Source organism: Embleya sp. NPDC050493 (assembly GCF_044458105.1).
Classification (GTDB): domain Bacteria; phylum Actinomycetota; class Actinomycetes; order Streptomycetales; family Streptomycetaceae; genus Embleya.
Genome location: NZ_JBITHP010000012.1, coordinates 158,977 through 184,259 on the forward strand (window position 1 = coordinate 158,977; position 25,283 = coordinate 184,259).

The 25,283-nt window shown below is 71.6% G+C and carries 18 protein-coding genes and 1 riboswitch; of the genes, 12 read left to right on the plus strand and 6 right to left on the minus strand.

Annotated features, from left to right (window positions below; translation table 11 throughout):
• Window positions 1-918 precede the first annotated feature (918 nt).
• Window positions 919-1,968: a hypothetical protein gene (locus ACIBM5_RS23755; RefSeq protein WP_396008650.1), complete on the plus strand. Its 1,050-nt coding sequence runs from the start codon at window positions 919-921 to the stop codon at window positions 1,966-1,968.
• Window positions 1,969-2,215: 247 nt separating this feature from the next.
• Window positions 2,216-3,265 (plus strand): SIS domain-containing protein, encoded by a 1,050-nt coding sequence (locus ACIBM5_RS23760; RefSeq protein ID WP_396008651.1) that lies wholly within the window; start codon window positions 2,216-2,218, stop codon window positions 3,263-3,265.
• Between the two features lie 116 nt (window positions 3,266-3,381).
• Here ACIBM5_RS23760 and ACIBM5_RS23765 read toward each other — a convergent pair whose 3' ends face one another.
• On the minus strand, window positions 3,382-3,771 hold the full coding sequence (locus ACIBM5_RS23765; RefSeq protein ID WP_396008652.1) for a winged helix-turn-helix transcriptional regulator: 390 nt from the start codon (window positions 3,769-3,771) through the stop codon (window positions 3,382-3,384).
• A 102-nt stretch (window positions 3,772-3,873) separates the two neighbouring features.
• Between ACIBM5_RS23765 and ACIBM5_RS23770 the strand changes: the two genes are divergently transcribed.
• Window positions 3,874-4,548 (plus strand): NAD(P)-dependent oxidoreductase, encoded by a 675-nt coding sequence (locus ACIBM5_RS23770; RefSeq protein ID WP_396008653.1) that lies wholly within the window; start codon window positions 3,874-3,876, stop codon window positions 4,546-4,548.
• A 79-nt stretch (window positions 4,549-4,627) separates the two neighbouring features.
• Here the strand turns inward: ACIBM5_RS23770 and ACIBM5_RS23775 are convergent, their stop codons facing one another.
• Entirely contained in the window at window positions 4,628-5,791 is a 1,164-nt protein-coding gene (locus tag ACIBM5_RS23775) for an ROK family protein (protein ID WP_396008654.1), read from the minus strand.
• Window positions 5,792-5,899: 108 nt separating this feature from the next.
• Complete coding sequence (locus tag ACIBM5_RS23780; RefSeq protein ID WP_391587641.1) at window positions 5,900-6,643, minus strand: GntR family transcriptional regulator; 744 nt, start codon at window positions 6,641-6,643, stop codon at window positions 5,900-5,902.
• A 213-nt stretch (window positions 6,644-6,856) separates the two neighbouring features.
• A riboswitch (cobalamin riboswitch) is annotated at window positions 6,857-7,028 on the plus strand.
• Between the two features lie 131 nt (window positions 7,029-7,159).
• Here ACIBM5_RS23780 and ACIBM5_RS23785 point away from each other — a divergent pair.
• The 3 genes from ACIBM5_RS23785 to ACIBM5_RS23795 all read left to right on the plus strand — a co-directional run bounded on the left by ACIBM5_RS23785 (window position 7,160) and on the right by ACIBM5_RS23795 (window position 14,198).
• Window positions 7,160-7,642 carry a (2Fe-2S) ferredoxin domain-containing protein gene (locus tag ACIBM5_RS23785; protein ID WP_396008655.1) on the plus strand — a complete coding sequence of 161 codons (483 nt, stop codon included), beginning with the start codon at window positions 7,160-7,162 and terminating at the stop codon, window positions 7,640-7,642.
• A gap of 224 nt (window positions 7,643-7,866) precedes the next feature.
• Entirely contained in the window at window positions 7,867-9,108 is a 1,242-nt protein-coding gene (locus ACIBM5_RS23790; RefSeq protein WP_391587432.1) for a carbohydrate-binding protein, read from the plus strand.
• 398 nt (window positions 9,109-9,506) lie between these two features.
• Window positions 9,507-14,198, plus strand: a complete 4,692-nt coding sequence (locus tag ACIBM5_RS23795) for a HEAT repeat domain-containing protein (protein ID WP_396008656.1) — start codon at window positions 9,507-9,509, stop codon at window positions 14,196-14,198.
• Window positions 14,199-14,220: 22 nt separating this feature from the next.
• On the opposite strand, the gene ACIBM5_RS23800 is transcribed toward ACIBM5_RS23795, so the two are convergent.
• Together ACIBM5_RS23800 and ACIBM5_RS23805 are read right to left on the minus strand one after the other, a co-directional pair.
• Window positions 14,221-14,787: a GNAT family N-acetyltransferase gene (locus ACIBM5_RS23800; protein ID WP_396008657.1), complete on the minus strand. Its 567-nt coding sequence runs from the start codon at window positions 14,785-14,787 to the stop codon at window positions 14,221-14,223.
• A gap of 188 nt (window positions 14,788-14,975) precedes the next feature.
• Complete coding sequence (locus tag ACIBM5_RS23805) at window positions 14,976-16,427, minus strand: APC family permease (protein WP_396008658.1); 1,452 nt, start codon at window positions 16,425-16,427, stop codon at window positions 14,976-14,978.
• Window positions 16,428-16,707: 280 nt separating this feature from the next.
• Between ACIBM5_RS23805 and ACIBM5_RS23810 the strand changes: the two genes are divergently transcribed.
• The 3 genes from ACIBM5_RS23810 (at window position 16,708) to ACIBM5_RS23820 (ending at window position 20,405) form a co-directional block, all read left to right on the plus strand.
• A complete protein-coding gene (locus ACIBM5_RS23810; RefSeq protein WP_391587428.1) occupies window positions 16,708-18,156 on the plus strand; it encodes an aldehyde dehydrogenase family protein in 1,449 nt (482 codons plus the stop codon).
• Between the two features lie 195 nt (window positions 18,157-18,351).
• Window positions 18,352-19,749: an NAD(P)/FAD-dependent oxidoreductase gene (locus ACIBM5_RS23815; RefSeq protein WP_391587427.1), complete on the plus strand. Its 1,398-nt coding sequence runs from the start codon at window positions 18,352-18,354 to the stop codon at window positions 19,747-19,749.
• A gap of 122 nt (window positions 19,750-19,871) precedes the next feature.
• Complete coding sequence (locus tag ACIBM5_RS23820; RefSeq protein ID WP_391587426.1) at window positions 19,872-20,405, plus strand: Lrp/AsnC family transcriptional regulator; 534 nt, start codon at window positions 19,872-19,874, stop codon at window positions 20,403-20,405.
• A gap of 74 nt (window positions 20,406-20,479) precedes the next feature.
• Here the strand turns inward: ACIBM5_RS23820 and ACIBM5_RS23825 are convergent, their stop codons facing one another.
• A complete protein-coding gene (locus ACIBM5_RS23825) occupies window positions 20,480-21,505 on the minus strand; it encodes a GntR family transcriptional regulator (protein WP_396008659.1) in 1,026 nt (341 codons plus the stop codon).
• Window positions 21,506-21,917: 412 nt separating this feature from the next.
• Here ACIBM5_RS23825 and ACIBM5_RS23830 point away from each other — a divergent pair, with 412 nt between their 5' ends.
• The 3 genes from ACIBM5_RS23830 to ACIBM5_RS23840 all read left to right on the plus strand — a co-directional run bounded on the left by ACIBM5_RS23830 (window position 21,918) and on the right by ACIBM5_RS23840 (window position 25,158).
• Window positions 21,918-24,128, plus strand: a complete 2,211-nt coding sequence (locus ACIBM5_RS23830) for an MMPL family transporter (RefSeq protein ID WP_396008660.1) — start codon at window positions 21,918-21,920, stop codon at window positions 24,126-24,128.
• Window positions 24,129-24,212: 84 nt separating this feature from the next.
• Window positions 24,213-24,629 carry an SRPBCC family protein gene (locus ACIBM5_RS23835; RefSeq protein ID WP_391587423.1) on the plus strand — a complete coding sequence of 139 codons (417 nt, stop codon included), beginning with the start codon at window positions 24,213-24,215 and terminating at the stop codon, window positions 24,627-24,629.
• A 208-nt stretch (window positions 24,630-24,837) separates the two neighbouring features.
• On the plus strand, window positions 24,838-25,158 hold the full coding sequence (locus ACIBM5_RS23840; RefSeq protein WP_396008661.1) for a PqqD family protein: 321 nt from the start codon (window positions 24,838-24,840) through the stop codon (window positions 25,156-25,158).
• Window positions 25,159-25,283: the final 125 nt, after the last annotated feature.

The following is a 25,283-nucleotide window of genomic DNA, read 5'->3' on the forward strand; positions in this document are numbered from 1 at the left end:
CAGGCGGGGGTGGGGGCGGGGGGGGGGGGGGCCGGCCCCCCCGGCCCCCCCCCGCCCCCCCCCCCCCCCCCCCCCCCCCCCCCCCCCGACTCCGGATGCCACCTGTACAGAACCTGGGCAAAACCTGGGCACCAGCTGGGCAAGATTCGGCATTGATTCGGTATCGGCCCGCGCGCCGGCCGGATCGGTGCCGATGCGGCGGGCGTCGACTCGGCCCGGATTCGCATCGTGTTCGACTCGATCCGGTCCGTTTCGATCTTCTCGGTGACGCTCGGCACCGGTTCGACTCCGTTACGAACACATGTGGCGTGCGGACGAGCGCAGTTGCTCGCGGTTGCATGCGCGTGCGATCGAGCCCGGTTGGGTTGCGTGGACGCGACCCCGGCAACCGCACCACACACGCGACCGACCGCGCTCGACCGGAAGCGCCCATTCCTCTGCGAAGCCGCCAGCTCGTGAATCCCGACATTCGCGATCGGGCGGCTCGGCGGCGTTCGGCGTCCGGATTCCGGTGGCTCACCACGTGTTTTCCGGCCAACTCGGCGCCGAATGGTCGGCCCGGGCGGGCGGGCAGCGTCGTGCGATCGGCATCGGTGCAGGTCGGCGCGGGAGGGGAGGCGATTCGTACGACCAGATGATGACGCAGGCATGGTGAAGTCATCGATTGGGTTGACGATGGTCCGCGCCGGCAGTCGGTAATCTTTGAGTCGGAAAGCGGTTCACCACCCCCGCATCGCCCGGCCGACCGGAAATGTCGCAACCGCGGAGCGTCCGCCCAGCGTCAAATCACCGACCGGTGTGTCGTGTCCTCGTTTTACGATGACGCAGCTGAGGGCAGGGCGTGGTGCATGCCACACATCGCCACCGGCCCGGGTCCGTGGCCGCCGGACTCGACGAGTCGTTGGGGGTTGATCAGCAGTGTTGCGCGTTCTCGACGATTGCCGGGACGACGGCGACGGCGTCGCCGGCGGATCCGCCCCGACCGGCACGCTCACGCGGGCCCGGGTGCCGGAGGCCGCCGAGGTCCGGACGGCGGATGCCGCGAAGGCTCCCGACGGCGACGACGCGAAGACCGCGCGACGCGGCTGGCGCGGCCGGCTGTGGTCCGCTCCCTGGCAACTGGTGCTCTTCCTGTGGCGAACCCTGTGCGGCGAGTGGCGTGGCATCGTCGCGGATCCGGTTCGCCAGCTGTGGCGCAGCCGCGGCAAGGGGCTCGCGCTCGCGGTCGTGGCCAGCTCCGCGGTGATCTTCTTCCACGGGATCGGGCAGACCCCGGCCGGCAAGACCGTGGTCCGCATCCTCGGTGGGGTCAGCGCCGACCTGCCGCTGTGGCTGGCCCTGTTGCGGACTCCGGTGTCGCTGTTCGTACCCGCGTTGAACCTGCCGGTCTGGGCGGGCATTACGCAGTTGTTCCTCGCGTTCGCCATCGCCCAGCTCTCGCTCGGCGCGGCCCGCACGCTGATGGTCGCCTACGTGACCACCCTCGCGGGCACGATGGGCGCCCGGATCATGATCGCGATCGGCCCGGACCACGCGCTCGGCCTGCCGTCGTCGGCCGCGCACGTACTGGACACGGGTCCGTCGGCGGCGGTGGTCGGTCTGTTCACGTACCTCTCGATCATTCACCGCGCGCCCATACTCTTCACCATCACGGGCGGCTCGATGGTCCTGGAGTCGATCATCCTGCCCAACCTGGCCGGCCGTGAACACCTGATCGCGGTGGGCGCGGCGATCGTGCTGGGCCTGTTCGCGGGCCGCACTCGACCGGGATGGTTGGCCTGGACCGACGGGCCCCGGGCGCGGGTCCGGGCAGTGACGGCGGGGCCGCGGGCGCGGGCGCTGAGCGCGAAGCCCGGCGAGTTGCTGCGGAGGTTGCGGGGCGCGCGGGGTCGGTCGGGGTCGGTACGCGTGGGCGACGCGGAGCCGGAGGCCAAGGCCGTGGTCGGCCGAACGCGCGAGAACGCCTGATTCGGCAGGTTGGTGTACCCACCCGTTGCGGCGGGTGCGGAGGCCGGGGTTTCACAAGCAGCGGGCCGGCCCGCCCCGGCCCCGCGGCCCACCACGCCGACGCCAAAGAGGTCCAGACCAATATTGCAACTCCTTCGGCGCGGTGGATACCTTCGGGGCACCGCGCCGGACGTCGTTCCGGGGTGTTCGAGGCACGTCGGGTCCATCACTTCGTGCTCCGCTTCGTCGCAGCCGGAGGTATCACCCCATGCCCGCTTCTCCCGTGCCCGGGTCGGTGATGGCCGGTGAGATCGCGGCCCAGCCCGAAGGGTTGGCTCGGATCCTGACCGAAGGGCTCGACCCGATCCGTACCGTCGCCGCGGAAATCCGGGCGCGCGACCCGAGGTTCGTCCTGTTCACCGGGCGGGGGACCTCCGACAACGCCGGGCTGTATGCGCGCTACCTCACCGAGGTACTGCTCGGGCTGCCCGCCGGCCTCACCTCGATGTCCACCACGACCGCATACCGTGCCCGGCAACGTCTGGCCGACTGCCTGGTGGTAACGGTGAGCCAGTCCGGTGGTTCGCCGGACCTGATCGCCTCCGCCCGCCAGGCCCGCGCGGACGGCGCGCTCACGCTCGCGGTGACCAACAACGCCGATTCCGTGCTGGCCCGCGAATCCGATCTGCACCTGGACGTGCTGGCCGGTCCCGAACTCGCGCTGCCCGCGACCAAGACCTACACCGCCGAACTGCTCACCCTGTTCCTGCTGGTCGACCACCTTCGGGGTGGCACCGGCGAGGCCGCCCGGGCGCTGCCCGAGGCGGCGCGCGCGATCCTGGATCGGCAGGCCGAGATCGAGGCGCCCGCGGATCGCTACCGGTTCGCCGATCGGCTCGTGGTCACCGCGCGCGGCTACGGGTATCCGACCGCACGCGAGGCGGCGCTGAAGATCATGGAGACCAGCTACATCGGCGCCCAGGCGTTCTCCGGCGCGGACCTGATGCACGGCCCGCTCGCGATCGTCGACCGGGCCTGGCCGGTGCTCGCGGTGGCGCCGGACGGCGCGGGCGGGCAGGCGCTGCGACCTGTGCTCGACCGGCTGCGCGAGCGAGGCGCGGACCTGTACGTGATCGGGTCCGCCGAGTCGGTGGCCGAGTACGGTCGGGGCTTCGTGCTGCCGACCGGGCACGCCGAGGAGGTGTCGCCGATCCTGGAGATCCTGCCGCTGCAACTGCTCGCGCGCGAGGTCGCCTTGGGCCGCGGCTGCGACCCGGACGCCCCCCGGGCACTGGCGAAGGTCACCGAGACGCGTTAGCCGTACCGGGCCGCCCCTCGGGTCGCGACTCGCGACCCGAGGGGCGGCGCCTCGCCGCCCTGCCCGCTCCGGGGCACGTGGTTCGGCTCGGGCCGGCGCGGCTCACGCGGCCGGGCTCACCCGGTCCGGTTCAGGTCCGTGGATGCCTCGCGTGCGTCGAGGAGTTCCTCCCAGTTCGCCGCCGTCCACGCGCACGCGGCCTCCATCGGGACCAGCATGCTGCGTCCCAGCGGGGTGAGGGCGTAGGTCACCCGGCGGAGCGGGGTCTCGTACTCGGTGCGGTTGATCAGGCCGTCGCGTTCGAGCGTACGCAGTGACCGGGTGAGCACCTTGGCGGTGATGCCGCGCAGTGGCACCCGCAGTTCGGAGAAGCGCCGCGGACCACCCTCCAGGCAGCGGATGATCATCCCGGCCCACTTGTCGCCGAAACGGATCGGGGACAGGTTCGACGGGCAGACCGGGTCGAACATGTCCGCGCGCAGAGGTTCTCGGATGGCCTCGCTCATGGGTCCACCGTAGTCGGTATCCGGGAGGTAACCACCGCCCTGGGTAGCGTGCGTGGCGGTGGTCGGAGCAAGGGCTCGACCCGGACGAACGGGGGTGGATCGATGAGCGACATCATCGTTTTCGGCGCAGGTGGTCGGACCGGACGCACGGCCGTCGCGGAGGCGCTGCGTCGCGGACACCGGGTCACCGCCGTGGTGCGCGACCCGGCGAAGTACCCGGACCTGGCCGGCCCGGACGTGCGGGTGCTCGCGGGCGACGTGACCGACGCGGACGCGGTGGCCGAACTCGCGGCCGGGCACGATGCGGCGATCGCCGCGGTGTTCGATCCGGCGGCGATGCTCGGGGACTTCTTCGCTCGGGCGGTGCGGGCGCTGCTCGACGGGCTGGCCCGGGCGGGCGTCGGGCGGCTGGTGTGGGTGGGGCTGGCCTCGGTGCTGCCGACCGCCACCGGCGAACCGCTGATGGACGCGGCGGGTTATCCGCAGGAGTACCGGGCGTTCTTCCTCGCGCATGCCGAGGGCAACGCGGCGCTGCGGGCGGCCGGCGTGTCGGGTGCCCCGGGTGTCGGCGACGCCTCGGGTGCCGTGCCGGAGTGGGTCGTGCTGAGCCCGGCCGGCGACTTCGACCACGAAGGCGTCCGTACCGGCTACTACCGCCCGGCCCCCGGCGCAGCGGAAAGCCGGGTGTCCTATCCGGACTTCGCGATCGCGCTGCTGGACGAGATCGATGCGCCGAAGCTGCGCGGGGTGCACGTCGGGATCGAGGACGGGCGATGACGGAGCCGGTCGCGAACCATCCGATCCGTGGGTGGCCGGACCCGTCCGTCCCGACCGCCGCGGTGCGGGAAAGGTCGCGTCAGGCCCTGGCGGAGCCCGTGTGTTCGACCGCGAACAGGCGGTTCTCGACCCGGTCGAGGGCCACCCGTACCGCGCCGAGGGCCACGCCGTCGGCGCCCAGGGCGGACAGTTCGACGCGCGGCATCCGCAGGCACAACCGGCGCAGCTCGGTGGTCAGCGGCGGGACCGCGTCCGCGAGGCCGGCCGCCCAGCCGCCGATCACCACGATCTCCGGGTCCAGCGCCAGCACCAGCGCGGTGACGTCGTGGATCAGCCGCTGCACGAAACGGTCCACCGCCTCGGTCGCGGTCCGGTCGCCCTCGGCCGCGTGTCGGAACACCTCGCCGACGGCCGCCTCGTCCAGCGGGGGCAGCGGCGTGCCGGTGGTGGACAGCAGGTTCTCCGGGGTGACCTGGCGGCCCAGCAGGTGCAGGGCGCCGATCTCGCCGGCGGCGCCGCCGAAGCCGCGATGCAGGCGGCCGTTGATGAACGAGCCGGCGCCCGGGCTGAGGCCGGCCATCACGTAGACGATGTCGTCGGAACCGACCGCGACGCCCTTCCAGCGTTCGCCGATCGCGGCCAGGTTGGCGTCGTTCTCGACCTGGACCGGACAGCTGAACGAGCGGCCGAGCCGGCCGCCGAGGTCCAGGCCGGTCCAGCCCGGCATCGCCGAGGACAGCGTGACCACGCCCCCGGTGTCCACGATCCCGGGCGTGCCCACGCCCACACCCCACAACGAGCCCCGGGACACCTGGGCCCGGCGCAGGGTCTCGCTGACCAGGCCGCGCACGCGTTCGAGTCGGTCCTCGGCCTCGCAGTCCTCCTCCACGGTGCGCGCGCCCCGGCCGACGATCGTGCCGGCGAGGTCGGCGAGCACGACCCGGATGTGGTGCACGCCGACGTCGATGCCGAGCAGGTGACCGGCCTCGGCGTGAAAGCGGAAGCGTCGGGCCGGTCGACCACGCGGTCGACTGCCGTCCTCGCTCTCGGCGGTCGTGGTCTCCACGACCAGACCCTCGGCGAGCAGGCCGTCGACGACTCCCTCGACGGTGGGGCGGGACAGACCGGTGGCCTCCATCAACGCGGTCACGGTCAACACCTCGCCGGCGCGCAACGTGCGCAGGGTTGCCGCGGAGTTGATCCGCCGGACCACGGAGGAGTCTCCGCCGGTCGCCTGTGCCACAGCTCTTGTCCTCTCATCGCGCCGGCGCGCGGTACGTCCGTCCGGGCCGCCGCGCCCGTCGTACACGTCGCCGCTCAGGCGCGGATGGTACCCAGATTTCGCGTCGAATCAGGACGCGGGCCGCAACGCGGTCGGCCCCGCCTCGGCGAACGCCAGCCGGCAGGTGTCCGCGCGGTAGGTCGCCACGGTGACCGCGGCGGTCCGGCCGAGCGCGGTGTACGTCGTGGTCACGATCAGCACGGCGGTACCCGGCGGACGCTCCAGGTAGCGCGCCTCCTCGGCCTCGGCCACGCCCAGCTCGACCGCGCGGTGCCGGCTCTCCAGGCGGTGCCCGCGCAGTTGGCGCAGCATCAGCGAGGCCCGCTCGAAGCCCGGGACGCGGGTGGACAACGAGGGCACGACGGCGCGGGAGACGTACAGGCATTCCAGGCCGACCACCTGGCGCATGGAGAACTGGCGGCGGCGCAGCCGGTGCACCAGGGCCGAGGGGCGGCCCTTGAGGGTGTCCGCGAAGTCGTCGGTCACCGGCACCGTGGCGCAGTCGATCACCTCGCGGTCGCGCAGGTCCACGCCCGGCCAGCCCTCGCCGTCGGCGCTGAGCGAGACGTCCACACGCGGTCCGGCGACGGTGGTGCCGGCGCCGCGCTTGCGGACCAGGCGGCCTTCGAGTTCGAGCTGCTCCAGCGCGTGCCGCAGGGTGGCCCGGGCGACGCCGAAGCGGGCGGCGAGGTCGCGCTCGTTGGGGAGGATGTCGCCGGAGCTGAAGTCCTCCTCGATCGCCTTCAGCAGCGAGGTGCGCAGTTGCCAGTACTTGGGCTCGCCGAAGACCGCTTCGTCCGGCAATGTCGCCATGCTGCTCACGGACGCCCCCTCGGCTGGCCGACGCCTGCGCGGCGCGGACTTATTGCATGCTCGGTTTAGTAAAGACGGTTGAATATAACCGCGTCGGACCACGAAAGGTCCAGACCAAGTCGGTCGAAGTTCCCGGTGACCTGGCTCACATCACCCTGCCCGGGCCGCCGGCGCCTAAGCTGACCTGCGCGAATGGTTCACGCCCCCGACCGGGGTGCGTGTCGCAAGAGGGAATCCGGTGCGAGTCCGGAACTGCCCCGCAGCGGTGAGTGGGAACGAGAGCCGTCATCACGCACTGGACGCCGAGCACGGTGTCCGGGAAGCGACGGCCGGTAGGTGTCGGTGCCCGGACGGGCCGACGTGCCCACGAGTCCGAAGACCTGCCTTCGCCCGTGCGCGGCCCGACCGTGCGCGGCCCGTCCGGGGCCCCGCGGGAGGGTCGGTCGCGTGTTCGTGGCCGGCTCCGCCGCTTCGTCTCGGTCGGGACCCGGATCGAACTCGCGAAGGAGAGTTCCCATGACCCGCTCCGACCGCTCCCGCTCCGATCGCTCCGACCGCTCGCAACGTGCCGCTCGTCGTGATCGCGCGGCGCAGCCCAAGCAGCCGAAACAGCCCAAGCAGCCCGCCGATTCGGCCGCCTGCACGATCACCGTGTGCCGGGGCTGCTGTTGCGGCACCGCCAAGATCGCGGGTACGGATCACGCGGGCCAACCGGCCGCGCTGGGCGCGGCCCTGGCCGGCACTCGGGTCGCGGTCCGGCTCAGCGACTGTCTGGGTCCGTGCGAGCGCGGCAACGTGGTCGTCGTGCAACCCTCGCCGACGGGCCGTGCGGCGGGCGGCCGGCCGACCTGGTTCGGGACGGTCAACGACCCCGAGACGACCGGCGAGATAGCGGCGTGGGCGGCGGCGGGCGGTCCGGGGATCGCGGACGCCCCGGGGGTGTTGGACCTGTACGAATTCACGCCGAACCGCAAGGCCCGGCAGGGGTTGGACTCCTGACGAGGGCTCATCCCCGAAGCCTGCCCGGCCGCGAAGACGACCCGACGAAAAGGCCGCCCCACCCGGGCGACGCCCGGACGAACATCGGGCGCCGGACCGGCCGGGCGGCCGACACCGATGCGGAACATCGGGAAAATTGGTCCAGTCCAATGTATTGACGGGCCGGAAGCGGAAGGCCACCCTTTGGCCATTGGTCTATACCAAGTCCATCGAGGGAGTCCCCCGTGGCACGTCGCTACGTCCCCGTCCTGGCCGCTGCCGCCGCGTCGGCCGGATTGATCTCGCTGTTCGCATTCACCGGTGGTGCGACCGCCGCCGGCCCCGCCGCGTCCCCGGCGGCCACCGGCATCGGCAGCAACTGGTACGCCGCCGCCCCCTACCTGATGCCGCTCGACAACGACCCGCCGGACGCCGGCGCGGTGATGGACGCCACCGGCCTGAAGGCGTTCCAGCTCGCCTTCATCCTGGCCCCCAACGGCGGTGGTTGTACGCCGACTTGGGACGGCACCAAGCCGACCTCGACGGATACCGCGGTGGCCGGTGTGATCGCCGCGATCCGGGCCAAGGGTGGTGACGTCTCGGCATCCGCCGGCGGCTACGGCGGCACCAAGCTCGGCCAGACCTGCGGCACTCCCGAAGCGACCGCCGCCGCGTACCAGCAGGTGATCGACAAGTACTCGCTCAAGGCGCTGGACTTCGACCTGGAGGAGCCCGAGTACGAGAACGCCGCGGCCATCCACAACGAGATCGGCGCCGCGAAGATCATCCAGCAGCGCAACCCGGGCATCTACCTCTCGGTGACCACGGCCGCCACCGCCGACGGTACCGGCTGGTTCGGCAAGCAGATGTTGAACGAGGCCAAGGCGCAGGGCTTCGTCCCGGACAACTTCTCGATCATGCCGTTCGACGGCGGGTTCAACGGCGCCGCCGCGCAGACCTCGGCGCTGACCAACTTCAACACCATCCTGCGCAACACGTTCGGCTGGGACACCGCCACCGCCTATGCCCACGAGGGCATTTCGCAGATGAACGGACGCAGCGACACCGGCGAGTACTTCTATCAGGCCGATTTCCAGACCGTGTACGACTACGCGGTCGGCCACCACATGGCGCGCTTCACCAACTGGTCGGTCAACCGGGACCGTCAGTGCACGCCGCCGGACAACAACGGCAAGACCTCGGGCGTGTGCAGCAGCGTGCCGCAGGGCGCCTACGACTTCACCAAGTTCTCCGTGCGGTTCGCGGGCGCCACGCCGCCCACCACGACCCCGCCGACGACGACCCCGCCGACCACCGTCCCGCCGAGCACGTGCAGTACCACGGCGTGGGACCGCGCCGCGATCTACGTCGCGAACAACTCCGTGTCGCACAAGGGTCATTCGTGGAAGGCGAAGTGGTGGACCCAGGGCGAGGAGCCGGGTACCACCGGCCAATGGGGCGTGTGGCAGGACCTGGGCGCCTGTTGACCCGAACCATCCGCCGACCCGAACCACCGCGGGACCGGCGCCGCCGCGCGTGACGACGCAGCGGTGAGCGCGTGGACGGGCCGGAGTCGCCGATGCGGCGGCTCCGGCCCGTCGGCGTCCGCGGTGGCCTGCTGCCGCGCCCGACTCGGCGCAGCGGCCGACTCGGTGACCGGGGAGGAGAGCGGCCCCGGCGCACCCGCGCGGGTGCGGGGCCGGCGAAGGGTGGCAAGGGGTGCATCAGGGCAGGCACGACTGCCGAGGGCCGCGCCATGGCGAACGTGAGCCGGGGCAGAGGTGAGCCCCGGCCGATGTGAGCCCGGCAGCCGCGAGCCGCGCAGCGCCGCACCCGGCGCGAATACTCGCTCGTACCGATTCGGCGGCCTGCCTAGGATCGAGCGATGACCACTTCCGACCGCGCCGTCGTGCCGGACGCCGTGCCGCAGGCCGTGCGCCGGGGCGACGTCGGCTGGCTCTCCGCCTACTTCGACGGGATGCCCTGCCCGGTCGCGGTGCTGCGGCAGTTGATCGGGCATGCGGACCCTGCGCTGCGCCACCTCGGAGTCGTGCTGCTCCGTGAGCGCTCGGGGCGACCCGACCAGGGCATCGCGGAGTCGACGAGCGAGGGCCTGATCGCGGAGTCGGCGAGCCTGCTGTCCGGGGTGTCGCCCGGGTCGGCCGAGACGGCGGCGGTACTGGCCGAGGCGTGCGCGCGACTGCGCGTCCCGGCGCCGGAATGGCGGTCGGCGGCATGGCCGGCCAGGGTGCGGATCGCCTGGCTGCGCGCCGAGATCATCGGCCGACCCGAGCCGACCGTGCGGGCCGAACCGCTCGGCGAGGAGTTGTACCAGGCGGTGCGCTTGATCGACGCCGAGGCGCCGGCCGACCTCGACGGCTACCTGCGCGGACTGATCGCCCGGCCCGATCCCGTGCTGCGCGCGGCGGCGCTGCGGGTGCTTCGTGAGGCGGTGTGCGGCGCGCTGCTGGTTCCCGAGCAGGCGCGCGGCCGATTGGTCGAGTTGCTGGATCCGGCCGGCGGTGCGCGGGTGGTCGCGGGGGCGCTGGCCGAGCTGGCCGAACCGTGGGCCCTCGGGGACGCGCCGGCGGGCCTGGAACCGGCGTTGCGACGGGTGGTGTCGGAGTATCCCGAGGCCGTGGAGACGGCGGCCCGATTCGGCCTGTCCGGGCTGCTGCGCGAGATCGCGGCGGATCCCGGATTGCCGGGGAGCCCGCGGCGGCGCGCCCTGGAACTGGTCGGGGAGTTCGCCGAACGTGGCGATACGGCCGCACTGTCGGCGCTTGCCGGCACGGACCCGCTGCTGTTCGCCGCGCCGTATGCCGCGTGTCTGCGGGCGATGCATCGACGCGGTCACTTCGTCCGAGCCGACGACGTGCCGGCCGTGATCGAGATGGCACTCGCCGACTACCGCGTGTCCACCGCGGACTTCGCGATCGTGTCGTTCACCGTGCGGCACGAGGTATTGCGGGCCCTGACGGCGGTTCCGGACGACGACCCGCACTGGCCCCGCTGCGCCGAACTGCTGTCCGCGCTCGCCGCCCAGGGCACGCCCGACCTGCCGGTCGGTGCGGTGCTCACCGCGCGACTCGCGGGCTCGGCACGACCCGAGCCGATCCTGTCCGTACTGCGCGAACTGCGGTACACGGAAGCGGAGGGCGTCGTCCTCGCCACCCTGCCCCGCGCACCCCGGGCCGCGCTGCGCGCGTTGGAGGCGATCGGCGGACCGGCCACGGTCGCGGCACTGCGCGAGGCACTGGGCGTCGCCGATCCCGACCGCGTGGTCGCGCCGTATCTGCGCGCGGTGGCGGACCTCGCGCTGGAGGTGTTATGGCTCCTCACCGACGACCCGGCCGCGCGCCGGGAGTTGCGCGGGCGGCTCAATCGTCGCGAGCTGCCCGAACGGGTCGCGGCGGACCTCGGCATTCCCGACGCGGACGAACTCTGGGCGCTCACCGCGGACTTGGATGTGCTCCGACCGGACGAGGCCCTGTGCCGACTCGCCGACCACGGCGATGCGCGCACCGTTCCCGTGCTCGCGGACCTGCTGCTGCGTGTGGTGAGCGAGCTCGTGGACAACCGCGGCGAGGAGGTCGCCGAACCGGTTGTGCCGGACGGCGTCCACCGCTCGATCGGCGAACTCGGCGAACGCCTCTACCGACGGCGCGCGTTGCGCCCGGCCTGCCTGCTCGACGCGACCTCCGCGGAGGCGGCGCGGGACGCGCTCGTCGTGGATCTCACGCTCGACGTCCTGGGACGCACCGGAGTCACCGACGCCGAACTGGTCGTGCTGCTCGAACTCCTGGGCCGGGTACCGTCCGCACACGTCAAGGACCGCGTGCACCACCTGATCCGGCACCGCGATCCACACGTTCGCAAGCACGCCATCGCACTGCTCGCCCGGGACGCCGACGTGGACGCCGCACGCTCGCTGTCCGCGAGCCTGATCCCGCTCACCTCGGCCGCCGACCCGCAGACGGTGCGTCAGGCCCTGCGCGCCCTCGGCCGGGCGCGGGCCCGTTGGGCGGGGGAGTCGATCGCGGCATGCCTGGACCACCCCGTGATGAACATCAAGAAGACGGCGGCACAGGCGTTGATCGACGCCGGTACGCCGGCCCAGGTCCCCGCGCTGCTCCGATGGCTCGGCGGCCATGACAACCCGGGCCTGCGCGAGTCGCTGACGGCCGCGCTGCGCGCCATCGTGGGCGGGGTGTACGCGGCGTGCGTCCTGTCGGCGGCGGAACGGGCGACGGACGCGCGCGAACGCGGGCTGCTGCTCGATGCCTTGGACGGAGAGTTGTCCGTGCGGGCCGTGTCGACCCTGGTCCGGCGCGGATCCCCGGTCGCGCAGCCGCTGTTGACCCGCTTGGCGAGCGGTGCGACGGCGTTGGATGGCGGCGAACCGCAGGATCTCGCCCGGGAGTTCGCGGCGTACGACATCGCCTGGTCGCAGCCGTCGGCCGGCGAGGACGCCGAGGTGCGGGCCGATCTGATCACGCTCGCCCGGCACGGCGGGCCCGTTCACGAGGCGCGCGCGGTGCGGCGCTTGGCCGAGCGGCCCGGGAGGATCGGGGCCGGGCAACGGGCCGCCCTACGGGCGGCGTTGCCGCAGTTGCTGGCCGTCGCGCGTGATCGACCCGCGGATCGGCCAGCGGATCAACCCGCGGATCGGTCCGGTGATCGGCCCGCGGATCGGGCCGCCGTGCTGCGCCTCGCGCTGGACGTGTGCCCCGCCCCCTGGTCGGCCGCCGAGCGCGACGCGTTCGCGGACGCGTGCGACGTGCTCGCGGCGGAACTCGGCGCCGTGGCCGGGGCGGGCGAGGTGCTTGAACGGATCGCGGACTCGTTGTCGGAGGTCGCCGCGTTCGTCCTGGCCGCCCGCATCCGTGCGTTGCCGGCGCGATCCTTCGCGGGACGGACCCCGTTGGCGGTGCTGCGGCGCTGCGGAGCCGTACTCACCCGCGCCGACGTGGACCGGGCGTTGGCCGGCGCGCGGCTGGGTCCGAACCCGTGGCAGGCGGAAGCCGAGGTGCTCAGGCTCGCGTTCGGGTCCGAGTCCCGGGCGGGTGCGGCGGCCGGCGAGCGCGATCGGCGTGTCGACAAACCCGATCCGCGTGCCGGCAAGTCCGGCTCCGTCGAGGACCCTGCCGCACCCCCGGATCCCGACGCACCGGCCCGCGTCGCCGCGTGGCGGTCCGCGTTGCACGTCGCGGTGCGCTCGGCCCGAGCCTTCGCCGCCATCCGCGCCCGAGCCGGCTCAGCCGACATCGACTCCCGATCGCGCGTCGACGCACTGATCGAGGTCTTCCCGGAGGTCGATCCCGAGCATCGGGCGGCGCTGCTCGACTGGCTGACGGAGCTTCAGCCGATCGACGCGCCTTCGTGGGTCCTGGCCGAACGAGCCGCGCGCGCCGTCGCGCCCACGCGCGTACCGGACCCGGCCGACCTGGACCAGCCCCGTTCGACCCCGCAACGCGAACGCCTGCTCGCCCTGCTCACCGCCGATGACCCGGCGCGTCGCAGCGCCGCCGCCCGCATGCTGAGCGGCTGGGACGAGCCGCAGGTGCGGCGGGCGATCCTCGACGCCTGTCTGCGCGGCATGCTCGACCTGCCGCCGCGGCCCGGGCTTGGCCGCGGCCTGCTCGACATCGCCCACGTCACCGACTTCGCCGACTACGACGAGGGTGCTCGGGAACGCGCCGCCGCTCTGAGCGCGGTGCTGCCCGCGGAAGACCTGGAGCAACTGGCACCACAGCTCGTCTCCTGGTGGGAGAACGGCACACCGGCGACCAGGGCTCGGGTGCTCGCCGCCATCCGCCGAATCCCCGCCGACACGCTCGCCGAGGTGTTGCGGACCCGACTCGAAGCCGGCCGCTGGCACTGCCTGGATCTGCTGCTCGATCGTCGGATCCGGCGCACCCCGGAACTCACCGAGACCGTGCGCCGGCTGCGCGCGGGGGGACACACTGCCCTGGCCGACCGACTGGAGCCGACCGACGGCCTCCTGCTCGGCGTCGACGCCGCCACCCGAAACGGCACCGCCCTGGCCGCGTTGCGCACCCGCTCCGTACCCGTGGGCGCCGAGCGCCCCACCCGCGACGAATTGATCGCGACGATCCGAGGCGATGCCCCGGAGCAGGCCCGCCGGGCGCTGTCCCGACTCGCCGACGAGCATGCCGCCGACGACGAAGTACGGGCCCTCGTGGTGGAGTTGCTGGGTCATCCGGTCCCGAGGGTGCGGCTGCACGCGCACCGGATCTCGCGCCGCCTCCTGGACCGCGCCGCGTACCTGCGGCATACCGAGTACTTGCTCGCCGACCCGCGTCGGGACATCGTGCGGATGGCCATTCGTACCCTGTCGTACGCCCGCTGGGAGCCCGCCGTCCCGACCCTGGTCACCCTGTTCGGCGCCGCCGATCCGGTGCTTCGCGAGGCCGCCGCCGAGGGACTGGCCCGGATCGGCACGCCCGCGCTGCCCACCCTGCGCAAGGCCGCCGCCCACGCCCGCCCGGACCGCCGCGCCCGCTACACGAGGCTCCGTGACCGGATCGAGGCCGCCCCGAACCGACCTTCGTGACGACGAGGAGGAATGGCGGCGATCACGGGAGCCGCCGGTGCAGCCACATGTCCAGGGTGAGCGGGCTGCCGCGGCGGTCGCGGACGATCGTCGGGGCGTCGGTGCGGACGAACCCGGTGGTCCGGGCCACCCCGATACTGGCGGCGTTGTCCGGCGGGATCCGCAGCCCCACGGCGTGCACACCCACCACCTGGTAGGCGTAGTCGGTCATCAGTCGGACCGACTTCGCGGCCAGACCCCGCCCGCGATGGGCGGCTCCGATCGCGTAGGCCAATTCGGCCTGATCGTGGCGGTCGTCGAGGCCGAGGAACATCATGACCACGCCGCACGGTGCGCCGCCGTCGACGGTCACGGCGAGTTGGATCGAGCGGTGTTCGGCCTTGGCCAGGCGGGCCTTGGCGAGGAACTCGCGGGCGGCTTGGGCATCGAAGGGCGAGGCGAGTGGGGTCCATCGGGCCGTCTCGACCTCGTCGAAGAGGTCGACCAGTGCCGGGAGGTCGGCGTCGGTCCATTCGCGCAATCGCATTCCGGGGCCGGTCAGTTCGACGGCGGAGGCCAGTCGGTACGTGCTCGGGGGTTCGGTGGACATGGGTCGAGTGTGCCTGGTGTGCCTCGGGCCGCGTCGCAAATCGGCGGGGCACGAGGCGGGTGTCCCGAGCCGGCGACGACGCGAAGCGCGGTCGCGAATCGGCCGGTCACGACGAATCGGCCGGTCACGACGGACGGGGTCCCGCGTCGAGCGCGGGACCCCGTCCGTGGTGAGCCGGTGGGTGAAGGTCAGCGGCGGTTCGTGGCCGCGTCCCGTGGGTCCTGGACCTTGGTGCGGTACAGCCACAGGGCCACGCCGACGACCAGCACTCCGCAGGCGACCCCGAGTTCCTTGTAGCCGCCGTAGCCGGTGATGGAGAAGCCGGTCGCGCCGACCACCAGCACCACGGTCAGGAACGCGGCGAGCAGCCAGGCCAACGGGACGAAGAAGTTCGGCAGCCGGATCGGGCGGGCCAGGTCCGGGCGGTCCCTGCGCAACATCGCGAAGCCGGAGATGGCCAGGATGTGGGTCAGGATGTAGCCCAGGTTGCCGGTCACGATGATCGCCAGCGGCGTCTTGAGCGCGATCAGGATGACCACGTTGACCACGAGCGCGATCATCAGCGCCCGGGCCGGCACGCCGCGCTTGTCGAGCACGCCGACCTGCTTGATCGTGGTGCCCTCCTTGCCCATGTTGTAGAGCACCCGGGAACCGTCGGCCAGACCGGTGATCATGATCAGCAGCAGCGAGGCGATCAGGAAGACCACCATCAGGTCGGCCGCGCCGCCCACCAGGTCGTTGAACGCGCCGACGTAGAAGGTGGTCGGGTCGAGCGCGATCGCACCCTCGCCGACGTACCCGGCCAGCGCCAGCGGCAGCAGGATGAACACGCCGAGCGAGAACAGCACGCCGGCGCGCAGCGCCCTGGAGGTGTCCTTGACGGTGTCCTTGTACTCCGGCGCGAAGGTCGCGCAGACCTCGACGCCGAACGACGTCCAGGCCATCACGTACAGCCACACGAGCGACTCGCGGATGCCCGCCGAGCCGTGCAGGTTCCAGTGCAGGTTGCTCGCGCTCCAGTCGCCACTGGCGAACGGCAGCACGATGAACACCGCGAGCGGCACCAGGAGCATGCCGCCGGTGACGTAGACGACCCACATGGCGACGTGCAGTCCGAACATGGCCGCGCCGAACAGCAGCACGATCACCGCGAGGCCGACCACGATCGGGAAGGTCAGCTCGGCGATGCCCAGGTCGAGGGTCCAGTCCTGGCCCTTGAACCACTGGGCCTGGACCAGCGAGCCGATGATGCCCGCGTACACGGACAGCGCGGTGGTCCAGGGGAACCAGTAGCCGATACTGGCCAGCGGGCCGACGAACGGTGCGCGCTTCTTCCAGCCCTCGGTCGCATAGTGCGCGATGCCGCCGGAGGACTCGGGGAACATCGCGGCGAGCTCGGTGTAGATCCAGTTGGCGATCGTGGCCAGGACCATCGAACCGGCCCACAGCGCGATCGCGCCCCACGCGCCGAGTCCGCCGATCGACGCGCCGAGCGAGGCGATCAGGGCGGCGGGCATGGTCAGCGACATCGCGAAGCCGTCGTACCAGCGCATCTTCTTGGCGAGCGCGGGCGGATTCGCCGCGGTGCCGGTGGCGGGACCGGTGGAGCCGGGGGCGACTGGCTGAGTTGATGCGGACATCTGTGTCCCCTTCGCGGGGTGGGAGCGGCCGGTGGGTGATCCCGGGGGACGGCCGCTTGGGGGAGGGGTCGCGGGCTCCGGGGGCGCCGCTGTCGGCGACGTCGTCGGCCCTGCTGATGGCCCTGTTATAGATGCGAGTTTTCGACCACGTCAAGGGTTCGTCTTTGTTCATTCGACAAATGAGACCTGTGTAAGTTGCTCATTGAGACCTATTGACAGGTCAAAGTTGCTGATGAAGTCTGAGCACACGCCGTCCGAGGACAGAGAGGGAACCCCCCGCATGAGCAGCAACGGCTCCGCCCGCCACCAGTTCTTCATCAACGGCGCCTACGTCGACGGCTCCGGCGCCGAGGGCTACGACGTGATCAGCCCGGTCACCGGCGAGTACGTCGCCACCATCCCGGTCCCCACCGCCGCCGACCTGGACAAGGCCGTCGCCGCCGCCAACACCGCGCAGCGCGCGTGGGCCAGGGTGAACGTCTGGCAGCGCGCCGAGCTGTGTCACCGCATCGGCGACGAGATCACCAAGCGCGTCGACGAGCTGGCCCGCCTCCAGACCCTGGAGCAGGGCAAGCCCCTCGCCGAGTCGGTCGCCGACATCGAGGAGGCCGCGCAGCTCTTCCACCTGCACGCCGAGGACGCGGTCCGGCTGCACGGCGAGACGATGCCCTCCACCGACGGCACCAAGCGGATGTGGACCTTCTACGCGCCGGTCGGCACCTGGGGCATCATCACCCCCTGGAACTTCCCGCTGCTCATGCTCGCCGAGTTCGTCGCCCCGGGCCTGGCCACCGGCAACGCGCACGTGGTCAAGCCGCCGGCCAACACGCCGCTGACCGTGCTCAAGGCGATGGAGGCGTTCGTCGCCGCCGGCGTCCCCGAGGGCCTGATCAACATCCTCCCGGGCGAGGGCGCCACCGGCGACGCACTCGTGCGCCACGACGGCATCGACGCGATCGGCTTCATCGGCTCCTCCGCCACCGGCGCCAAGATCCAGGCCACCGCCGGCCTCAAGCGCTCGATCATGGAGTGCTCCGGCAACGGCCCGCTGGTCGTGCTCGAGGACGCCGACCTGGACGCCGCAGCCAAGGCCGCGGTGTACGGCGCGTACCTGTGCGCGGGCCAGGTCTGCTGCGCCACCGAGCGGGTGATCGTGGTGGACGAGGTGCACGACGCGTTCGTGGCCGCCGTACTGCGCGCCGCCGAGGACGTGGTGCTCGGCGACCCGTTCGACGCCGCGACCAACCTGGGCTCGCTCAACAACGAGGGCGTCGCCGCCAAGATGGACCGGCACATCGCCGACGCGCACGAGCGCGGCGCCAAGGTGCTGCTCGGCGGCAAGCGCCGCGAGGGCATGCCGACCGACCTCTACTACGAGTTCACCGTCGTGGACCAGGTCCCGGTGGACAGCCTGCTCTCGCGCGAGGAGTCGTTCGGCCCGGTCGTGCCGATCATCACCGCCGCCGACGAGGACGACGCACTGCGGCTGGCCAACGACGACAAGCTCGGTCTCCAGGGTGCGGTGTTCACGAGCAGCATGCGCGCGGCCTACCGCTTCGTCGAGGAGATGGCCGTCGGCCAGGTCGTGGTCAACGACAGCACGTGCTTCTGGGACGTGAACATGCCGTTCGGCGGAGCCGGCAACCGGGGCACGGGCTGGGGCCGGATCGGCGGCAAGCACACCCTGCTGGACATGTCCGACCTGCGCACGGGCGTCATCAACCTCTGAGGTCTCCGATTGCCGGGCCGGGCTGTTCGACCACGAGCGCCGGCCGGATCAGCCCGGCCGGCATTCGAGGCCGAACAGCCCGGCCGGCGCTCGAAGCCACGGAGCCCGGCCGGCGTTCGAGGCCAAACCGGCCCGGCCGGCGCATCAGGCCAAGCAACAGCACGTACATCGGCCACAACCCGCAAGGGAAACCGCATGACCCCCAGCCACCGCACCGCCTTGCGCCGCACCGCCCAGGAACCGTTCTGGCTGGACCGGCCCGAGTGCCCGGAGCCGCTGCCCCGTCAGGTCGGGGACACCCGGACCGACCTGGCCGTGGTCGGCGGCGGATACACCGGCCTGTGGACCGCGCTGATCGCCAAGCAACGCGATCCCGACCGCGACGTACTCGTGCTCGAACAGGGCACCTGCGGCCACGCCGCCAGCGGGCGCAACGGCGGTTTCTGCTCGCCCAGCCTCACCCACGGGCTGGCCAACGGCCTCCAGCGCTGGCCGGACGAGATCGACACCCTGCAACGCCTGGGTACGCAGAACCTGGACGCGTTCGAACGTGACCTGGACACGCACGGCATCGACTGCGGCTTCGCCCGCACCGGCAAGGTCGCGGTGGCTGCCACCCCATGGCAGGCCGAGGCGCTGCGTGCGTCGGTACCGGTGGCCAACCGCCACGGCGAGAAGGCCGAATACCTCGAACACGACGCACTGCGGGCGTACGTCGACTCGCCGCTGTGGTCGGCCGGCGTGTGGCAGCCCGACTATGCGCTCCTGGACCCCGCCCGCCTGGTGTGGGGGCTGCGTCGGGCCTGCCTGGACGCGGGCGTGCGGATCGTGGAGCGCACCGAGGTCACCGCGATCGACACCAAGCCCACCGACCTGATCCGGCTCACCACGGCCTACGGGATCGTCGGCGCGCGTCGCGTCGCCCTGGCCACCAACATCTTCCCGCCGCTGCTGCGCCGGCTCGGCCTGAGCATGGTGCCGGTCTACGACTACGCGCTCACCACCGAGCCGCTGACGGACGATCAGCTCGCCGCGATCGGCTGGACCGGTGCGCACGGCGTCACCGACGCGGGCAACCAGTTCCACTACGTGCGCAAGACCGAGGACAACCGCATCCTGTGGGGCGGCTACGACGCCATCTACCACTTCGGCAGCAAGGTGGACGAGGCGCTGACCCAGCGCCCGCAGACGTTCGACGTGCTCGCCGAGCAGTTCGCCGCGACCTTCCCGCCGCTGGCCGACGTCGCCTTCTCGCACGCGTGGGGCGGCGTGATCGACTCGACCACCCGGTTCTGCATGTTCGCCGGCACGGCCGCGGCCGGCCGGGTCGGCTACGCCCTCGGTTTCACCGGACTGGGCGTGGGCGCCACCCGGTTCGGCGCGGAGGTCGTGCTCGACCTGCTCGCGGGCACCCGGTCCGAGCGTACGGAACTCGAGATGATCAGGCGCAAGCCCATCCCGTTCCCGCCCGAGCCCGCCCGCTGGATCGGCATCCAGGCCACCCGCTGGTCGATGGCCCGCGAGGACGCGCACGGCGGCCGCAACATGTGGCTGCGTACCCTCGACCGGCTCGGGCTGGGCTTCGACTCGTGAGCGACGCGAGCGGGGCCGGCGGGCCGGGCGTGGCGGGGGAGTCGGCCGAACAGGGCAGGATGGCTGCCGAAGATCGAGAGGACGTGCCGAACTCGGCGCCGCAGCAGACCCGGAGCAGCCGTATGAATCCCGCAGGCCCGTTGGACGACATCGACCGGCGCATCATCGCCATCCTCCAGGCCGACGGCCGCCGTGCGTACAAGCAGATCGCCGAGGATCTGGGCATCCCGGCGTCCTCGGTGCGCTACCGGGTGCAACGCCTGGAGGAGAGCGGCACGCTCCAGATCGTCGGCATCGCCAACCCGCTGACGATCGGCTTCGATCGGCTCGCGATGATCGGCATGCGGGTCCGGCCCGGCACCGCCCGGGAGGTGTGCCGCGAACTGCGTGAACTGCCGGAGACCTCCTACGTGGTGATGGTCGCCGGGCAGTACGACGTGATGGTCGAGGTGATCTGTCGCGACACCGATCACTTCACCGACCTGCTCAATCGCCGGCTGCTGCTGATCGACGGCGTGCTCTCCACCGACTCCTTCTTCGTCCTCGAAGTGCACAAGTTGGCGTACGGCTGGGGCGTCGGCGGCGTCGAGTCCTCGCTGCTGGACGCGCCGGAGATACCGCCCGGGTCCGGACTGGATCAGCGCGACAGCCGCTGAGCACCGGGCGCGTCGTGTGGTCTCCCGCTCCCTCGGAGGGCGGGCGGACCCCACGGCGCGCCCGTGCCGCGCCGTCAGGGCAGGCGGCGGCCGGTGCGTTCCCGGATGAACGCGTCGATGCCGTCCAAGAGCCGATTCAGGCCGAAGTCGAACAACGTGTCCAGGTCGAACACGGAGTTGCGGGCCGCGACTCCGGAGTACATCGGGAAGGCGCCCGACTGGAGGACGTGGTGGAGCGCGGGTGCCTGGGAACGTAACCAGTCCGTGTTGTTGAGTCCGGTCGTACGTTCGGCCTCGACCTCCGAGTCGATGTCGGTGCCCGCGCCCCGGGTGAAGCCGATCACGGTGAGCGCGATGTAGAGCATCTCGTCCTGGTCCAGGCCCTCGACCTCGGCCATCATCCACTCGATTTGCGCCATTGCCTTGGGCATCGGACGCGGTCGGGTCAGCGACACCGCCTGGGCCAGCCACCGGTGACTGCGGTAGAGGTCCCACTGCACCCGGCACGTCGTCTCCATCCGGGCCCGCCAGCCGGTGATGTCGGCCCGGGAGGGTTCCAGGTCGCCGAAGACCGTGTCGGCCATCAGCGCGACGAGTTCGTCCTTGCCCGGCACGTATCGGTACAACGACATTGCGGAGACGCCGAGTTCGGCCGCTATTCGGCGCATGGACAGCGCTGCCATGCCCTCGTCGTCGGCCACCGCGATGGCGGTGCGGACGATCCGCTCGCGGGTGAGGAAGTGCTCGGGGTCGCGGGTGTCCGTGCGCGCGGCCGGGGTGCCGCGTCCGGGTGCCGGGCGCGACGCGCCGGCGGAGCGCCGGGAGGCGGGTGCGGCGACCACCGTGGCCACCCCCGGCACCACCTGCACCAGCCCCTCCCGGCCCAGCGTCGACAAGACCTTGGTGGCGGTCGCCATCGCCACGCCCCACTCGCGGGTGATCGAGCGGGTCGAGGGCACCCGGTCGCCCGGACGCAGTTCGCCGGTGGCGATCCGCCGGCGGATCTCGGCGATGATCCGCACCGACGGCGGATCGGGCCGGGTGTCGGGCCCCGACCGGGTCTCGGGACGGGCCTCCGGCTGCGTTTCGGTGCTGGTCACGTTCGCCTCTCCGTTCGTCTGTGACGGGCTCGTCGAATCAGTGCACTAGTGCGGAGGTTCGGTGCTCGTGCGGCCGACGGTGCGGGTGCACCGACCGGCGCCGTCCGCCATCTCCCCCCGGCCACCCGCGCCGCAGCGTTTCAATACGTCCACCCGGTGGACCGTGCGGTCCGTCGAATCGCCGCCCGGGAATGATGCGATTACGTTGTACGCGCCCCGGCGGTAGGGGCTTTTCGCCGCTCCAAGTGGCCCACCTCGGTTACTCGTTGACAACCCGAACTCTATCTGCGTATAACATAAACTCAAGCATCTACGGCATATACAGTTCCAGTGATTCGAAGCGGAGAACCCAGATGCCCACGCTCTTACGAGCCACCCCGATCGGCGCGGCGGCGTGCTGCGGTGAACAGCCGTGACCCGCCGACCCGGGCGTGGCATCGCGGCAAGACTCGGCGGGTGGAGCACCCGCCACCGCAAGACGGCGATCTTCGGCTGGCTACTGTTCGTGGTGGTCAGCGCGGCGGTGGGTGGCAACGCCGGTCTCCAGGAGGCGACCGTTGCCGAGTTGGACGCGGGCGACTCGGCCCGGGCCCGACAGATCCTCGAGGACCACAAGATCGAGGAACCGGCCGTCGAGTTGGTGATGGTGACCGGTCGGGACGCGGGCGAGTGGAAGAAGGCGGCCGCGGACCTGACCGGCCGGCTCCAGGGCATCGACGTCGTTCAGCAGCTCAAGGCGCCACTGCCGGCGGACAACGCCAAGTCCGCGCTGATCACGTTCGAGATCAAGGGCGAGAAGGACACTGCCGACAGCCGGATGAAGCCGGTGCTGGCCGCGGTCGGGGAGGTCAAGAAGGCCCACGGCGACGTCAAGATCCGCCAGTTCGGCGACGCGAGCGCCAACAAGTGGCTCAACGACATGCTCTCCGAGGACTTCGAACGGGCCGAGTGGACAGCGGTGCCGCTGGCCCTGGGCATCCTCCTGGTCGCCTTCGGCGCGCTGGTGGCCGCGCTGCTGCCGGTCGCACTGGCGATGACCGCGTTCATCGCGGCCAACGGCCTGTTGGCGCTGCTCAGTTACAAGATGCACATGTTCCAGACCACCAGCTCGGTGATGCTGCTGATGGGTCTGGCGGTGGGCATCGACTACTGCCTGTTCTACCTGCGCCGCGAGCGCGACGAGCGGGCCGCCGGTCGGGACGCGGAGACCGCGCTGCGGATCGCCGCGGCGACGTCGGGCCGGGCGGTGCTGATCTCCGGGGTGACCGTGATGGTCGCCATGGCCGGCATGTTCCTGTCCGGGCTGCTCATCTTCAAGGGCTTCGCGGCGGCCACGATCCTGGTGGTCTTCATCGCGATGCTCGGCTCGGTGACCATCCTGCCCGCGCTGATGTCCTGGCTGGGCGATCGGGTCAACAAGGGGAAGGTGCCCTTCCTCGGCGGGCGCAAGGGCCGGCCACGGGCCAGTGGCGGCCTCTCCGGCGCGCTGCTGAAGCCCGTGCTGGCCGCGCCCGCGCTGTTCGCGGTGCTCGGGATCGCCGCGATGGTGGTGCTGGCCTCGCCGGCCCGGGACATGGAGACCGAACAACTGGGCCTGCAGAAGCAGATGCCCGCGGACGCCCCGTTGCGCCTGGACTACGAGCAGATCACCGCGACCTTCCCCGGCGGCCCGGCCCCGGCAACGGTGGTGGTCGAGGCGGCCGACATCGGGTCGGGCCCCACCCGGGCCGCGCTGGCCGACTTCGAGGCGAAGGCGAAGGCCAGCCCCGACTTCGGCAAGGCCGTGGAGACGCAGGTCTTCCCGCAGGCGAACGTCGCCAAGATCCAGGTGCCGCTCGCGGGCAACGGATCCGACGCCCGCTCGAAGAAAGCGCTGGATCACTTGCGGGACGAGCTCATCCCGCAGACCCTGACCCCGGCCACGACCAAGGTCTACGTCACCGGCGACCTGGCCTCGTCCGTGGACTTCACCGCCAAGCTGAAGAGCGGAATCCTGCCGGTCTTCGGCTTCATCGTGGCCGTCACCTTCCTGATCATGCTGATCTGCTTCCGCTCGCTGCCGATCGCGCTGCTCTCCATCTGCCTCAACATCCTGTCGGTGCTCGCCGCGTATGGGGCGATGACCCGGGTCTTCCAGGACGGTTGGCAGGCGGAGCGGCTGCATACGGAGCCGGCCGGGGCAATCGAGGCGTGGATGCCGCTGTTCGTGCTCGTGGTCCTGTTCGGGCTCTCGATGGACTACCACGTGTTCGTGGTGTCTCGAATCCGCGAGGCACACGATCAGGGAGCGTCCACGAAGGAGGCGATCCGCCAGGGCATTCGGGCCACGGCGGGCGCGATCACGGGGGCGGCCACGATCATGGCGGCGCTGTTCGCGGTCTTCGCCACCTTGTCCATGCAGGACATGAAACAGATGGGCGTGGGCCTCGCGGTCGCGGTGCTGCTGGACGCCACGATCGTCCGGATGATCCTGCTGCCCTCGATGATGATGCTGCTCGGCGAGAAGAACTGGTACATGCCGTGGTTCCTGCGCTGGCTGCCGCATCTCTCCCACAGCGTTCCCGCGGAATTGGCCCGACCGGAAGCGTCGCACGTTTCTCCGGAGCCGGTCCGAGTCGATTGACCGAGGGAAAATCCCGCGTCGGCGAATCGGGGCCGTGCGATGTTCGTGAAGAAGTCGTGACGAAATAAAAGGGGTGCAATGCACATGTGGAATCATGAATACAGCATCGACACCGATGCCGCTCCCGAGGTGGTCTGGGCACACTACGTGGACCTGACCACGTGGCCCATCTGGAACCCGGGCATCAAGCTGGTCGAACTACACGGCCCGTTCGCCGCCGGCAGCGAGGGCACCATTACCAGCGAGGCGTACGGTCCGGTGCCGTTCCGGCTCTCCGCGGTCACCACGCAGCACAGCTTCACGATGGAGACGCAGGTCGACGAGAACGTGCTCCTGCGGACCATCTGCCGGGTCGCGCCGCGGACTTCGGGCGGCGCGCAGATCACCCACCGGCTGGAGCTGGCGGGACCGGGCAACGAGGCGCTCGGCGAGGCGCTCGGCCCGGGACTGACCACCAACCTCGCCATCGGAGCCAGGGCCCTCGCCGAGGCGGCAGTCTGAGGGGAGCCCACCAAACCGCACCGCCACGTGCCCCCCGTCACGGTCGCGCGGTGCGACCGGAGCCTCCGCCGACCCCCGTCCGCGGAGGCTCCGGCTTCTTCTTTCCCTCCTCACCGGCTCGGCGATCCGCTATAAGTTGCTCGTCGAGGTGATGCCGTACTCACGCGTCACGCCTTCGGTGCCTCGACGCAGAGACTGAGGAGTCGACATGACGGTGAGCGCCGAGGACCCGGACCCGAACCCACACCGGGAGTGGCGGACGGTCGTTCGACCCGCGCGCGACACGACGGTCACCGTCACCGCCGACGGACGTCTCGAGCTCTACTCCGCCTGGGCCGACGAGTCCTATCGCTACGCGCCGCCGGCGGTGGCCATGTGGATCGCGCTCCAGCGGCACCAGGGGCGACCCGATCTCGCGGTGGCCATGCTCGCCGAACTGTGGGGCACCGAGCCGGTCTGGGTCCGCTTCGAACTCGACGGGTGGTTGAGCGAGATCCGGGCCGCCGGACTGGTCAGCTACGACGGGTGAGCGGGAGCGCGGAAGCGGGGGGGGGGGGGGGGGCCCCCCCCCCCCCCCCGCCCGGGGGGGGGGGGGGCCGGGCCGGCGGCCCCCCCACCCCAAGGGTTGGGTTTTTGACGCGGGTTGGGGGTGGG

What these genes read in the sequence shown, in the direction of transcription:
- ACIBM5_RS23760 (WP_396008651.1), top strand. Translation starts at nt 2,216, where the DNA reads ATGCCCGCTTCTCCCGTGCCCGGGTCGGTGATGGCCGGTGAGATCGCG.
- ACIBM5_RS23765 (WP_396008652.1), bottom strand. Translation starts at nt 3,771, where the DNA reads ATGAGCGAGGCCATCCGAGAACCTCTGCGCGCGGACATGTTCGACCCG.
- ACIBM5_RS23770 (WP_396008653.1), top strand. Translation starts at nt 3,874, where the DNA reads ATGAGCGACATCATCGTTTTCGGCGCAGGTGGTCGGACCGGACGCACG.
- ACIBM5_RS23780 (WP_391587641.1), bottom strand. Translation starts at nt 6,643, where the DNA reads ATGGCGACATTGCCGGACGAAGCGGTCTTCGGCGAGCCCAAGTACTGG.
- ACIBM5_RS23785 (WP_396008655.1), top strand. Translation starts at nt 7,160, where the DNA reads ATGACCCGCTCCGACCGCTCCCGCTCCGATCGCTCCGACCGCTCGCAA.
- ACIBM5_RS23795 (WP_396008656.1), top strand. Translation starts at nt 9,507, where the DNA reads ATGACCACTTCCGACCGCGCCGTCGTGCCGGACGCCGTGCCGCAGGCC.
- ACIBM5_RS23800 (WP_396008657.1), bottom strand. Translation starts at nt 14,787, where the DNA reads ATGTCCACCGAACCCCCGAGCACGTACCGACTGGCCTCCGCCGTCGAA.
- ACIBM5_RS23805 (WP_396008658.1), bottom strand. Translation starts at nt 16,427, where the DNA reads ATGTCCGCATCAACTCAGCCAGTCGCCCCCGGCTCCACCGGTCCCGCC.
- ACIBM5_RS23810 (WP_391587428.1), top strand. Translation starts at nt 16,708, where the DNA reads ATGAGCAGCAACGGCTCCGCCCGCCACCAGTTCTTCATCAACGGCGCC.
- ACIBM5_RS23815 (WP_391587427.1), top strand. Translation starts at nt 18,352, where the DNA reads ATGACCCCCAGCCACCGCACCGCCTTGCGCCGCACCGCCCAGGAACCG.
- ACIBM5_RS23820 (WP_391587426.1), top strand. Translation starts at nt 19,872, where the DNA reads ATGAATCCCGCAGGCCCGTTGGACGACATCGACCGGCGCATCATCGCC.
- ACIBM5_RS23835 (WP_391587423.1), top strand. Translation starts at nt 24,213, where the DNA reads ATGTGGAATCATGAATACAGCATCGACACCGATGCCGCTCCCGAGGTG.
- ACIBM5_RS23840 (WP_396008661.1), top strand. Translation starts at nt 24,838, where the DNA reads ATGACGGTGAGCGCCGAGGACCCGGACCCGAACCCACACCGGGAGTGG.